This window comes from Caulobacter sp. AP07, from assembly GCF_000281955.1.
Classification (GTDB): domain Bacteria; phylum Pseudomonadota; class Alphaproteobacteria; order Caulobacterales; family Caulobacteraceae; genus Caulobacter.
Genome location: NZ_AKKF01000239.1, coordinates 83729 through 96290 on the forward strand (window position 1 = coordinate 83729; position 12562 = coordinate 96290).

The window sequence follows — 12562 nt, forward strand, 5'->3', positions numbered from 1 at the left end:
CGCTGCGAACAGCGACCTTTCCCTCATCTTGGATCGACGTCCACCGCCTAGAAGCGATAGCGCGCTCCGAGCAGGAAGCGGCGATCCAGTTCCTGGGCGAACCACAGCTGGTTCTCGTCGCGGGCGTAGGTCCGCAGGCTCTCCTTGGTCAGGTTGATCCCTTCCAGCGAGATGGCCAGTTTCTCGGTCACGTCGTAGCTGATGTTGATGTCCAGCTGGCCGAAGGGCTCGACGAAGACCGGGTTCCGGGAGCCGCCGCGGTTGGTGGCCTGCAGGAAGCGGTCACGCCAGTTATAGGCCACCCGGGCCGAGATGCCGTGCTTGTCATAGATCAGCGTGGCGTTGGCCGTGTCGCTGAGCCCGAGCAGCGCGAACTGGTCCTGCGACGGGTCCGCGGCGATGTCGAAGCCGATGTCGCCCCGGACCATGGTGTAGGCCGCGGCCACGCCGAACCCGGTGTCGCCGAAGAAGTGCTGGGCGGCGATTTCGAAGCCGTGGATCTTGCCGGTCTCGTTGTTGATCGGCTGCGCGACCTGGAAGTTGAACAGCGGATCGGTCGCGGTCGGCTCGATATCGACGGTGGCCAGGATGTTATCCACGAACGCCTGGTTCAGGTCGCCGCTCGGTCCGCGGTTGGCCTGGAACTGGGCGGTCGCGGCGGCCACGGAGCCGGTCTGCTGGATCAGGGCCGTCATCGTGAACAGGTTCACGTCGGTCTGGTCGGCGCCGATCGTCGTGAGCGAAGCCTTGGCGTCGCCCGAACGGGTGCCGGCCGCGCCGGAGCTGGGATCGCGCAGGCCGAACAGGTTCTGCGTGACCGTGCCCGTCCCGACGAAGTTGTTGACCCGCTTCTCGAAGAAGCCCGCCGAGATGAAGCTGCTGGGCTTGTAGTACCACTCCAGCGAAACATCGAAGTTGTCGGAGATCAGCGGCTGCAGGTTCGGGTTGCCCGAGGTGCCTAGCGGGATGGCGCCGTTGGCGATCGGACGGTTGGGCGCTCCGGCGGTCTGGGCGGCGAACAGGTTGCCGTAGTCCGGTCGAGCGATCGTGCGGCTGAACGAGAAGCGACCCACGATGTCGTCGGTCAGGTCCACCTGGAAGTCCATCGCCGGCAGCAGGTTCGAATATTTGCCCTTGCCGGAGATCGGCGCGTAGGTGGAGAGCGTATCGACGCGGAAGTCGTTGTCGGCGGTCCAGATGATCGCGCGCGGCGAACGGACCAGCGACGTGGACGTGACCTTGGTCTCTTCGTAGCGCACGCCGGCCACCAGGGTCGCCGGGCGTCCCGCCAGTTGCGCCTTCCAGGTCAACTGGAAGTATCCGGCCAGGATATCCTCGTCGACGCGGTTGTTGGCCTGGCTGGTGACGGCGACGGCGTTGCCGCGCTGGGCGTAGACCGGCGACAGGGCGTTGTAGAGGTCGACCGCGTTGGCGCGGAACGAGATCAGGCCGGGACCGCTCTGTTTCGGATCGAAGCTGTCGAACTTGCAGGCCATGCAGAAGGTGCTGACCAGGCTGCCGGCGTACTGGTTCACGTCACGCGGGTTGGAGATGCCCCAGCTGCCCAGGTCCTGTTGGGTGTTGATGGCCGACTGGGTCATCTTGGAGGTGCGGTAGTTCACCCCGAAGTCGAACCGGCTGCCGCCGTCGTCGTCCAGATCCCAGGTGGCGTCGGCGCGGATTTCCTTGATCTCGTGCTGCTGGCGCTGGGCGGAGGTGCGGGCCACCTGGCTGCCGAGGTCGCCGACATCCAGCACGCCGTTGGCGTTGCCGCGCGGCAGGGCGTCGTTGATCGTGAAGCTCTGGACCGGGATCTTGCCGCTATAGTCCACCGAGTGGCTCGAAACGATCGGCGCGCCGATGCTGACCGAGGTCGAGCTGGTTCCGTTGGGAGCGTCGGGCGCGCTGTCGGCCTTGGAGATGTGGCCGTCCACCACGACCTTGAACCGGTCGCTGAGGTCCCAGGCGGCGTTCAGCCCGTAGGACTTCAGGGTGTCCTCGTTGGCGCGATACTGCTGCTCGAAGCCCATGTCCTTGGTGCCGCTGAGCGTTTCCTGCAGCAGCACGGCCGTGGCGACGACGGGGTTGTCGTCGAACGTCACCTTGTCGAACGGACGGTTGAACCAGTTGGTGCTGTCGTTGCGCTTCTCGTAGGTCTTGTTGCGGGCGTAGAGGGCGTCGGCCGTCAGGGTCAGGTTTTCGATCGGGCGATACTGCGCCGTGAACTGGCCGTTCAGACGTTCGCGCTGGCCTTCGGAGAAGTGGTAGCGGCTGTCGTTGGGGATCGCGACCAGGGTGTTGAGATCCTTCGGCGCGTTGGTGATCTGGGTGGCGCCGCCGTTGCGGACGAAGCCGTTGGCCGGATTGATGAAGTCGGCGTAGCGGCGGATGTTCCAGTCGTTGGAGGTGGCGGCGCGGCTGGTGTAGTTGCGCTTCTGGTAGGCGCCGAACAGGGCGACGCCGAACTTGTCGCTGTCGTCGGTCCAGTTGAGCAGGCCGGAGACTTCCGGCGTCAGCTTGTCGGCGTCCTCCAGGCTCTTGTCGACGCCGGTGTCGTAGACCGCCTTGACGCCGATGCTGCCCGAAAGCCCGGACTCGCGCGCCTCGAACGGGTGGCGCGTCTTGACGTTGATCGTCGCGCCGATGCCGCCGGAGGGGATCGCGGCGCGGCCGGTCTTGTAGACCTCCAGCGTGCTGACGCCTTCCGAGGCCAGGTTGGAGAAGTCGAACGAGCGGCTGGTGCCGCCGGCGAAGTCCGCCGCTTGGTCGCCGCCGACGGTCACCACGTTGGCGGTCGGCATGGTGCGGCCGTTGACCGTCACCAGGTTGAACCCGCCGCCGAAGCCGCGCACCGTGACCTGGGAGCCCTCGCCGTTCGTGCGGTCGATGGACACGCCGGTGATGCGCTGCAGCGACTCCGCCAGGTTGGTGTCCGGGAACTTGCCGATGTCCTCGGCCGAGATCGCGTCGACGACGCCGCTGTTGCTGCGCTTGATCTCGATGGCGCGGTCGAGCGAGGCCCGAATGCCCGTGACGATGATCTCTTCCACGCTATCAGATTTAGGCGCCTCCTGGGCCGCGGCATGGCCTGCGGCAAGCGCCGCCGACAAGGCCAACAGAGACGCAGACGTAGTCCACCGACGGTGCCGCTTCATGATCGTTTCCCCGCGCTGTGCCCGTGAATTGGGCTTCAATTTTTTTGTTGCGACGCCGTCAAAAAACCTCCGGGACGCCTTGCGGAGGCCCCAAACTTCAACTTGACGACGAAGTCATCGGTAGCGGTAACATCGCTATATGAAACAGGTCAAGCACTCCGAAAGGTCTTTCAGACACTTTTTGACAGCGCTGTTTTGCCGATTTGTCGCGAATATTCGCCAAACCGTTACGGCGTCAGTGGTTCCGTCACTTTTCGACACAATTGTATTATTATTGCTACATCAGCACAAAACTACTTTTGCGCGCACTCAAAACCGGCTTGTCAGGCGCTTGAGCGCGCCGTGACGCCGTGTCGCCCGGGAATCGCGGCCGGACCGGCCGCCCCGGGACGAAGACCGTCCGAACCCCGCCTAAGTTGTCGGCCGAACGGGCATCTGGATCAAGTTGAAGAAGGTCAGCACGACGACGTCGTCCTGGTTGACAACGGTGGTGGCGGTGCGGACCGTGCCGCGATCAGGCCGGGTCCGGGACGGGGTCACGGCGACGAGCTCGCGTCGCACCAGCAGCGCGTCGCCCGGCCGCACCGGGTGCAGCCAGCAAAGCTCGTCGATCCGCATGCCCAGCATCGGCGTGGCGCCGAACGGCGCGAGCTCGACATATTCGCGCATCACCCGCGAGGCCACGTGCCAGCCGCTGGCGATCAAGCCCCCAAACCGCCCCCGCGCGGCCGCGACCGGATCCAGGTGCATCGGCTGCGGGTCGAACTCTCCGGCGAAGGCGATGATCTCGGCCTCCGAGATCGTGAAGGGCTCGCCTTCCCAGGCCTCCCCCACCCGAAGGTCGTCGAGATAGCGATCGGGATAGGCCAAGGCCTACCGCCCCGGCTCGGTCATCGACGGCGGATCGCTGGCGGGAAAGCTCTCCTCCAGGGCCTCGTCCAGCCGCGCGTCTTCCCGGGCCTTGGCGTTGATCGCCAAGCTGGCCTCCATGCGGGCCAGCTGCTCCGGGGTGGCCGACTTCTGATGCCGGGCCTTCCAGTCGGCGAAGGGCATGCCGTAGATCGCCTCGCGCGCCTGGTCGCGATCGAGCGCGCCGTCCGAGGCTTCGCTGACCCAGTCGGCCAGGCAGTTGCGGCAAAACCCCGCCTCGCCCATCAGGTCGACATTCTGGACGTCGCGCCGCAGCCGCAGGTGCTCGATCAGCCGCCGGAACGCCGCCGCGGCCACCCGATCGTCCAAGGAAATCTCGCTCATCACCGCCTCGCTGGTCCGCACGCGCCTGACCTATCCCACCCTTCGCGCGCGACGCAACGCCGGCCGGTCGCTTCAGGCGCCGAGCAGCGCTTCATAGCGGGCGATGTTCTCGATCAGCCACTGTTCGAGCCGTTCCAGTTCGTTGATGTGGGTGGGGGTCTCGTCGCGCTCGCCGCCATCGCCCTCACGGGCCTTGACCTGCAGATCGCCGCTGCGCAGGGCGCCCAGGCGCTCGGCCAGGGCTTCCTGTTCCTGCTTGTGGCGCTCGATGACGCGATTGAGTTCGGCCTTGTCCATACGCGGTCTCCACGGCGGGCCTGACGCCACGGCCAGACCCCAGGCGTCGAGCTTACGACCACCGCCCCCGCGCGTCGATCAAGCCGCCGGGGTACAGGCAAAAAAAAGCCCGGCGCAAAGGCCGGGCAGTCATTAGGGAGGAAACGCCCAGGAAGGGCAGGAGCGCCAGAGGCGGCTCCACGGGTTGATATCTAGTGGGCCCGGTTCGAGGATCAAGGTGGGTCTCCACCTTTGATGCGCACATCGCCCAGAAAGGATGACCTCGCCGACAAACCGAGCAAGCTGCGCCATGATGCCCAAATCATGGGCGCGAAAACCCTCGACCCCGGACCCCGAGGGGAATCGCGGCGGCGTCGCCTCAGCCCTTCAGGCGCACCTTCACGGTCGTCGACAGGCCCGGACGCAGGCGCTCCAGCCCCGCCTGCCCCGGTTCGATGCGAATCCGCACCGGCACGCGCTGGACGATCTTGGTGAAGTTGCCCGTCCCCGGCTCGAACGGCAGCAGCGAGAACTGCGAGCCCGAACCCGGCGCGAAGCTTTCCACCGAGCCCTTCAGGGCCGGACCGTCCAGGGCGTCGACCTTGATGGTCGCGGCCTGGCCGATGACCATGCGCGACACCTGGGTCTCCTTGAAATTGGCCACCACATAGAGCGCCCGCATCGGCACCACGGTCAGCAGGCGCGTGCCCGGCTGCACATAGTCGCCCGGCTCGGCCTGGCGGTCGCCCACCACCCCGTCGATCGGGGCGCGGATCAGGGTGTGGGCCTGGTCCTGACGCGCCAGGTCGAGGGCCGCCTGGGCGCGGGCGACCGAGGCCTGGGCCTGGGCCAGGGCGGCGTTCAGCGAGGCCCGCTTGGCGGTCGTCACCGAGGCCTGGTTGCGGCTGACGTCGAACTCGGCGCGGCTGCGCTCGGCGGTCGACTGGGCGGTGATCGCCGCGGCCTGGTAGCGCTCGACGTCGCGACGGGCGACCGCGCCGCTGCTAGCCAGGGCGTCGAAGCGGGCCCGGTCGGACTGGGCCTGGACGTTCTGGGCGTCGGCGGCGCGGATCGAGGTCTGGGCGGCGCGGATGTTGGAGGCGGCCAGCTGCTCCTCGGCGTCCAGGGCGACCAGGGCCGCGCGCGCGGCCTCGACCGAGGCCTGGGCGTCCTGAAGGTCGGCGCCGGCCGAGGCGACGCGAGCGTCGAACTCCTCGGGGTCGATGCGCACCAGCGGATCGCCGCGCCTGACGGTCTGGTTGTGGGCGACCAGCACCTCGGAGACCAGGCCGCGCACCTTGGGCGCGATGGTCGAACTGTCGGCCTGGACGTAGGCCGCGTCGGTCGAAACCACGGCCTTGGGCGCGGCCAGGTAGACGCCGCCGGCCACGGCCAGCACGATCGCGCCACCGACCATCAGGGCGGTGCGCGGCGAGAACGGCAGGCCCTTGCGGGTCTTGGCCGTCGGGGCGACCGGAGCGGCGACGCCGACCGGCGTATCGAGGATCGCGGCGGTCATCGCTCGAACACCAGCAGGGTCGAGGTGGCCGAGGCGTAGAGCCGCCCCGCCGCGTCCTTGATCGTCGCCTCGGTGAAGGCCGCCCGTCGGCCGAAGGTCACCACCCGGCCCTCGGCGCGAACCGGGCCGGTCTTGTCGGTCATCGCCCGGTGATAGGTCACCTTCAGCTCCAGGGTGGTGTAGCCCTGGGTGGCGCTGAGCTTGGAATGGGCCGCGCAGCCGCAGGCGGAGTCGAGCAACGTCGCCGCATAGCCGCCATGCACCGTGCCGATCGGGTTGTAGACGTGCTGGCCCGGCGTGCCCTCGAAGGCCGCCCAGCCGTCACCGGCCTCGACCAGGGTGAATTCCAGGGTGTCGCCGATCGGCGGACGGCCTCCGGCCGCCACCATGGCCCGCAGTTGCTCCAGCCCGGTGACGCCGGGGGCGAGTTGGTCGGCCAGGGTGGTCATTGGGTCAGCTCCAGGCCGAGACGGCGTTGCAGGGACGTGCGGGTGCGCGCGAGGATGGCGTCCGACCGCGCGGGGTCGGGCTCGGCCCGGGCCAGGGCGACGGCCCCGACCATCTCCGACAGCATCGAGCCCGCGGCTTCCTCGGCGTCGGCGCGGCCCAGCTCGGCCAGCACCTGGGCCAGGCGGCCGGTCAGGTCGGCCACGCCCTGGGCGAAGCGCTCGCGCGACGGGGTAGCCAGGCGCGGGGCGTCGGCCGACAGGAACGGCAGGGGGCAGCCGGCGGTGCGCGTGTCGCGATGGGCGGCCGACAGGTAGAAGTCGAGATAGGCGGCCAGCCCTTCGGCGGGCGTGCGCCCCTCCACCGCCCGGTCCAGCCGCGCCCGGCCCTCGACGAACATCTGGCCGACGGCGGCGGCGACGAAATCGTCCTTGGACTTGAAATGGGCGTAGAAGCCGCCGTGGGTCAGGCCGGCCTCGGCCATCACCGCGGCGACGCCGATCCTGTGCGGCCCCTCGGCCCGAAGGGCCTTGGCCGCCGCCTTCAACACCCGCTCCCGGGTCTGCTGCTTGTGGTCCGCATCGTAGCGCATGGCTTGCGATCTCCATTGCATGATGCATATAATATTATGTCGATCATACTTTCAAGAGGGCGTCATGCGCGACACCGCCGAAATCCCCGGTCCGCCCCCCTCGCCCCCAGCGCCGGCGGCGATCAACCCGTTGAGCCTGCCCGACGCGACCAAGTACCTGATCTTCGCGGTGATGGCCTTTGGCCAGTTCATGGCTCTGATTGACATCCAGATCGTCGCCGCCTCGCTGAACGACGTGCAGGCCGGGCTGTCGGCCGGCCCCGACGAGATCAGTTGGGTGCAGACCGGCTATCTGATGGCCGAGCTGGTGATGATCCCGTTCGCGGCCTTCCTGGCCCAGGCCCTGTCGACCCGCTGGCTGTTCGCCCTGTCGGCCGGGCTGTTCACCCTGTCCAGCGCCCTGTGCGGCATGGCCTGGGACATCAATTCGATGATCCTGTTCCGGGTGATCCAGGGCTTCGTCGGCGGGGCCATGGTGCCGACGGTGTTCGCCACCGGCTTCGCGATGTTCGAAGGCAAGCAGCGGGCGATGATCCCGGCGATCCTCGGCATGGTCTCGGTGCTGGCCCCGACCCTGGGCCCGACGGTCGGCGGCTGGCTGACCGACGCGGCCGGCTGGCGATGGATCTTCTACATCAACATCGTACCGGGGATTCTCGTCACCCTGCTGGCCGCCAGGTTCATCCGCGTCGACGCGCCGAAGCTGTCGATGCTGAAGACCATCGACTATTCCCATCTGGCGGCCATGGCGGTGTTCCTGGGCGGGCTGGAATATGTGCTTGAGGAAGGCCCGCGCCACGACTGGTTCGGCGAGCCGTCGATCACCATCGCCGCCTGGCTGTCGTTCGTGGGACTGCTGCTGTTCCTGGAGCGCTCGTTCAACTCCGGCGGACCGGTCGTGCGGCTCAGCCCGTTCCGCAAGCCGACCTTCGTGTTCGCCTGCGTGTTCAACCTGGTGATCGGCTTCGGGCTCTATTCGGCGACCTACCTGATCCCGGTCTTCCTGGGCCGGGTGCGCGGCTATAACAGCCTGGAGATCGGCACCACCGTGGTGGTCACCGGCGTCGCCCAGATCCTGTCGGTGGTGATCGCCGCGCGACTGTCGCAGCGGGTCGATCCGCGCATCCTGATCACCGTCGGCCTCAGCGCCTTCGCCGGCAGCCTGTTCCTGACCTCGCACCTGACCCCGGAATGGGGCTTCCACGCCCTGCTCTGGCCCCAGGCCCTGCGGGGTTTCGCGATCATGCTGTGCATCGTGCCCAGCGTGAACCTGGCCCTGTCGGGCTTCGCCATGGCCGAGCTGCGCTACGCGTCGGGCCTGTTCAACCTGATGCGCAACCTGGGCGGCGCCATCGGCATCGCCGTGGTCAACACCTGGCTGGGCGACAACACCCGCATCCACGTGGCGCGGATGGGCGAGAGCCTGGGCGAGGCCGGCCGCGTCGCCCCCGACTTCGTGGCCGGCCTCGCCGCCCGGATCGGCCAGCTGACCCCCGACCCGACCCACGCCGCCCTGCTGGCCCAGGGCGAACTGGCCAAGGTCATCGGCCGCGCCGCCACCACCCTGGCCTTCAACGACGTCTTCCGCCTGATGTCGTGGATCTTCCTGGCCGCCCTGATCATGGTGCCGTTCTGCAAGCCGGCCCCGCAGACCTCAGCGCCGCCGCCGGACGCGCATTGAGGCGGCGCGTGGACACCCAAAGCTTGGCCGGGTAAGGATTCGGCCGCTCAACCCGACGAGGCGAAGATCGATGAACGCTCCCCTGGCCAGCGTCTTCGCCGAACGGGTGTCCAGCGCCCACCGCTTCGGCCTGGAGCGCGTCCGCCGCGCCGTGCGCTTCGCCGTCGCCCATCGCGACCGCAAGCTTCCGCGCCTGGGCCAGATCCGCAACCTCGACTATCCGGCGCCCAGCGGCCGCCGCGCCGCGCGGCTGTATGTGCCGATGGACGCTCCCGCGACCGGTCCGGCCGTGCTGTTCCTGCATGGCGGCGGCTTCGTCATCTCCGACATCGAGACCCACGACGCCCTGTGCCAGCGCCTGGCCCACGCCTCGGGCCTGCGGGTCGTTTCGGCGGCCTATGGCCTGGCGCCCGAACACCCCTTCCCGTCGCAGATCGCGGACGCCAAGGCCGCCTTCGCCTGGATGCGCGACGAGGCCGCCGGCCTGGGGATCGACCCCGAACGCCTGGCCGTGGCCGGCGACTCGGCCGGCGCCTACCTGGCCGCGACGGTGGCGGCCGACGCCAACGCCGAGCGCCCCGGCGCCGTGCGGGCCCAGGCCCTGCTCTATCCGCTGCTGCATCTGGACGACGAGGTCTGGGCCCAGACCCTGCTGCGGGACTCCCGCCTGATCGGCCGACTGGCGGTGGCCTACATCAACGCCCAGTTCGCGGGCGTCGTCGCCCCTTCCCTGCTGGACGCCATCGGCCCCGCGACGCCGCCGACCTTCCTGGTCAGCGGCACGGTGCTGGATCCCGTCCACCCCGACACCGCCCTCTATGCCCAGCGCCTGGCGGCGGCGGGGATCGCGGTCGATCTGCGGGAGTATCCCAGCCAGGCGCACGGCTTCGCCAACTTCACCCACGTCTCGCCGGTCGCCGTCGAGGCGATCACCGCGCTTGGCGAACGGCTGGGGAAGGCGCTACGAGACGGCGCATGACCTCCGCCCCTCACAAAACGACGCTCTACATCGACGCCGACGCCTGCCCCGTGAAGGACGAGGTCTACAAGGTCGCGGCGCGCTACGGCCTAAAGACCTTCGTGGTCTCCAACAGCTGGATCCGCGTCCCCCTGACCCCGGCCATCGAGCAGGTGGTGGTCGACGCCGGCCCCGACATCGCCGACGACTGGATCGCCGAGCGGGCCGGACCGGGCGACGTGGTGATCACTAACGACATCCCCCTGGCCGACCGGGTGCTGAAGGCCGGCGGCCAGGCCCTGGGCACGACCGGCCGGCTGTTCACGACAGACACCATCGGCTCGGCCCTGGCCTCGCGGGCCATCGGCGAGCACCTGCGCTCGATGGGCGAGGTCACCAGCGGCCCCAAGGCCTTCGGCCCCGCCGACCGCTCCAAGTTCCTGCAGGCGCTGGACACCGCCGTGGTCAAGGCGCGGCGCGTGGTCCGATGATCGAGATCACCAGCTGGCTGCGGATCGACGACGACGAGCTCGTCGAGAAGGCCACCCGCGCCTCGGGCCCCGGCGGCCAGCACGTCAACAAGACCTCGACGGCGATCGAGCTGCGCTTCGACGTCAGGAACTCCCCCACCCTGCCCGAGGACGTCAAGACCCGGCTCGAGGCGCTGGGTGGCAGCCGCATGACCCTGGACGGGGTGCTGGTGCTGTTCGCCCAAGGCAGCCGCTCGCAGGAGATGAACCGCCAGGAGGCGCGCGAGCGGCTGGTGGAGCTGATCAGGCGGGCGACAGAAAAACCGAAGCCCCGGCGGCCGACCAAGCCGACCTATTCCAGCAAGCTCAAGCGGCTGGAAACGAAGGGCAAGCGGGCGGGGATCAAGTCGCTAAGGGGAAGGCCGAAGGGGGACGATTAGTGGGAGGCTGGCGATGGTTAAGTTGAATCCAGAGAGGGAGGCGACCAACCGCCTCGTCTCGTTCGTGCGATCCGTGGCCATGAAGCGCGCCATTGAAGCGGCCAACCCCGGCCCCACCGCGAACTATTGGCTCGTCATCCGGTCGGGTCTCTTCGACCAGGCCGTGGTCGAGTGGTGCGTCATGTTCGGCAACCACAATCAGCCGCTTCACTGGAAACAGCGGTTCGATGAGAACGCTTTCCGCGACGGCCTCATGAAGACTACGGGCAAGACGCGTGACGAATGGGACGAATACGGTGCGGCGCTGACAACCTACCGCAACGAGATTGCCGCTCACGTCGATCTGACGCCGACCACGGTCAAATTCCCGAACATGGACGCGGCCCTTGCCGCCGCGTTCTACTACTACGAACGGCTCTGCGATTTCGGCCAAGGCGACCCGGCGGCACTCCGGCGCGAATACGATGACAACCTGAAAACCTTTACCGCCTTAAGCGAGGCGGCTGTTGCGGCCACGACCGGGACCGGCATTCTAGGGGGTTAGGCGTAGGGTTTCAGCGAACCCTAGTTGTTGCGATCACCGGCCAAGCCTGCGACCGTTGGGCGAATGCCGGGGGACCAACGTGAAGAAAATCGCCTGTCTGATCGCCACGATGGTGGCCATGTCGCCAGTCACCGCTTCCGCCAACTTCATTGAGAACCGGGCGAGCTGGAACGAACTATCTGCGCAGCAGAAAGAGGGCTACGCGGTCGGGGTCTTCGACGCCCTGCTATTCGTCTACCAAAACGACAAAGACCTATCGGCAGCGGCGCTAGGGCGTTTGGATTGCGCCGGCGAACTGGCCATCACCGGCCCTGATCTGTCGAAGATGATCAGCGACGCCTACGTCCGCGACACTGCCAATTGGCAGCAACGCCCCTCGGCGCTCCTCTACACAGAGACCTATCGGACCTGCAAAATCTACATCGACGCCGAGCGCGTCAAACTAGGCTTGAAGGTCATACCGTGACGACCGCTCCATCGGTCAGTAATCTTGGTTAGGCTCCGGCGTGTACGCGCCGCCCCTCGTCGGCTCATACGGCTGGTCGGCAAAGGCCTGATCGAGTTCCTTCTTCACGCCGCGCAACTGTCGGCGCGGAATGCCGTGAAAGCGGCCGAAGTTGTCGAGAACTCCGGCGCGGTGCAACTGCTCTCTGGCGAACGACGTAGATTCATAGGGAAAATAGAGGGTATGCTGATCGCCGACCTTCAGCGGCTTCGGCAAATCGCCCCCGAATGGTCCTAACATCGCCTCGGGGCGAACCAAGCTTTGGATCGGGTTGACGTAAGCCGCCTGCCCCTTCCGGAACAGCCCGCGCTTGATTGTGACGACGAAGTTCTGAACGCTGATGTCAGTGGGGCCGAAGTTCGTGGCGAATGCGCAGATGTAGGTTGGCCGCGTCGCGCCTTGGTAGCCACCAGTGATATAACCGATAGCGAACTGGAGCCGGATGCGCGCTTTGGGGAAAAGGAACTTTGACCAGACGTTCCAAATGAACCCGGCCAACGAAATCGTCGCCGAGAACAGGCTGATGATCAGAGCATAGTCGGCCGTGTTCAGCTTCATGGTCGTCCCCTGTCATCCGCCTCGAACCTAGGATGACGCCCGTCCACGGTCCAGCTACGGTTGAGCATGGATTGGACAACGATCATCACGTCATCGGTCGGCGCTGGCGCGAGAGGAAGGACAGAGAACAGCTTGAATTTCACCAAGTCCGTCATCGCCCGGT

The 12562-nt window shown here is 67.4% G+C and carries 14 protein-coding genes; 6 read left to right on the plus strand and 8 right to left on the minus strand.

What is annotated here, in order from left to right; translation table 11 throughout:
- Window positions 1-47: 47 nt before the first annotated feature.
- From PMI01_RS21465 to PMI01_RS21495, 7 genes are all read right to left on the minus strand, one after another.
- On the minus strand, window positions 48-3155 hold the full coding sequence (locus PMI01_RS21465; RefSeq protein ID WP_007674127.1) for a TonB-dependent receptor: 3108 nt from the start codon (window positions 3153-3155) through the stop codon (window positions 48-50).
- 411 nt (window positions 3156-3566) lie between these two features.
- On the minus strand, window positions 3567-4025 hold the full coding sequence (locus PMI01_RS21470) for a MaoC family dehydratase (RefSeq protein ID WP_007674129.1): 459 nt from the start codon (window positions 4023-4025) through the stop codon (window positions 3567-3569).
- A 3-nt stretch (window positions 4026-4028) separates the two neighbouring features.
- The gene (locus PMI01_RS21475; RefSeq protein WP_007674131.1) at window positions 4029-4409 is read right to left on the minus strand and encodes a DUF1244 domain-containing protein; all 381 of its coding nucleotides are present in this window, start codon (window positions 4407-4409) and stop codon (window positions 4029-4031) included.
- A 72-nt stretch (window positions 4410-4481) separates the two neighbouring features.
- The gene (locus tag PMI01_RS21480; protein ID WP_007674133.1) at window positions 4482-4706 is read right to left on the minus strand and encodes a hypothetical protein; all 225 of its coding nucleotides are present in this window, start codon (window positions 4704-4706) and stop codon (window positions 4482-4484) included.
- A gap of 358 nt (window positions 4707-5064) precedes the next feature.
- Window positions 5065-6204: an HlyD family secretion protein gene (locus tag PMI01_RS21485; RefSeq protein WP_007674135.1), complete on the minus strand. Its 1140-nt coding sequence runs from the start codon at window positions 6202-6204 to the stop codon at window positions 5065-5067.
- Entirely contained in the window at window positions 6201-6653 is a 453-nt protein-coding gene (locus PMI01_RS21490) for a PaaI family thioesterase (protein ID WP_007674137.1), read from the minus strand. The genes PMI01_RS21485 and PMI01_RS21490 overlap by 4 nt, the downstream gene beginning before the upstream one ends.
- Window positions 6650-7243, minus strand: coding sequence for a TetR/AcrR family transcriptional regulator (locus PMI01_RS21495; RefSeq protein WP_007674139.1), 594 nt, complete (start codon window positions 7241-7243; stop codon window positions 6650-6652). Before PMI01_RS21495 ends, PMI01_RS21490 begins: the two co-directional genes overlap by 4 nt.
- Window positions 7244-7307: 64 nt before the next feature.
- Here PMI01_RS21495 and PMI01_RS21500 point away from each other — a divergent pair, with 64 nt between their 5' ends.
- From PMI01_RS21500 to PMI01_RS21525, 6 genes are all read left to right on the plus strand, one after another.
- Complete coding sequence (locus PMI01_RS21500; RefSeq protein WP_007674141.1) at window positions 7308-8924, plus strand: DHA2 family efflux MFS transporter permease subunit; 1617 nt, start codon at window positions 7308-7310, stop codon at window positions 8922-8924.
- 70 nt (window positions 8925-8994) lie between these two features.
- Window positions 8995-9903 (plus strand): alpha/beta hydrolase, encoded by a 909-nt coding sequence (locus PMI01_RS21505; protein ID WP_007674142.1) that lies wholly within the window; start codon window positions 8995-8997, stop codon window positions 9901-9903.
- Entirely contained in the window at window positions 9900-10373 is a 474-nt protein-coding gene (locus tag PMI01_RS21510; protein ID WP_007674144.1) for a YaiI/YqxD family protein, read from the plus strand. Before PMI01_RS21505 ends, PMI01_RS21510 begins: the two co-directional genes overlap by 4 nt.
- Window positions 10370-10792, plus strand: coding sequence for an alternative ribosome rescue aminoacyl-tRNA hydrolase ArfB (gene arfB, locus PMI01_RS21515; protein ID WP_007674147.1), 423 nt, complete (start codon window positions 10370-10372; stop codon window positions 10790-10792). The genes PMI01_RS21510 and arfB overlap by 4 nt, the downstream gene beginning before the upstream one ends.
- Window positions 10793-10805: 13 nt before the next feature.
- The gene (locus PMI01_RS21520; protein ID WP_007674150.1) at window positions 10806-11336 is read left to right on the plus strand and encodes a hypothetical protein; all 531 of its coding nucleotides are present in this window, start codon (window positions 10806-10808) and stop codon (window positions 11334-11336) included.
- 79 nt (window positions 11337-11415) lie between these two features.
- Window positions 11416-11802: a hypothetical protein gene (locus PMI01_RS21525; RefSeq protein ID WP_007674151.1), complete on the plus strand. Its 387-nt coding sequence runs from the start codon at window positions 11416-11418 to the stop codon at window positions 11800-11802.
- A 15-nt stretch (window positions 11803-11817) separates the two neighbouring features.
- Here the strand turns inward: PMI01_RS21525 and PMI01_RS21530 are convergent, their stop codons facing one another.
- The gene (locus PMI01_RS21530; RefSeq protein ID WP_007674152.1) at window positions 11818-12399 is read right to left on the minus strand and encodes a hypothetical protein; all 582 of its coding nucleotides are present in this window, start codon (window positions 12397-12399) and stop codon (window positions 11818-11820) included.
- Window positions 12400-12562 lie beyond the last annotated feature (163 nt).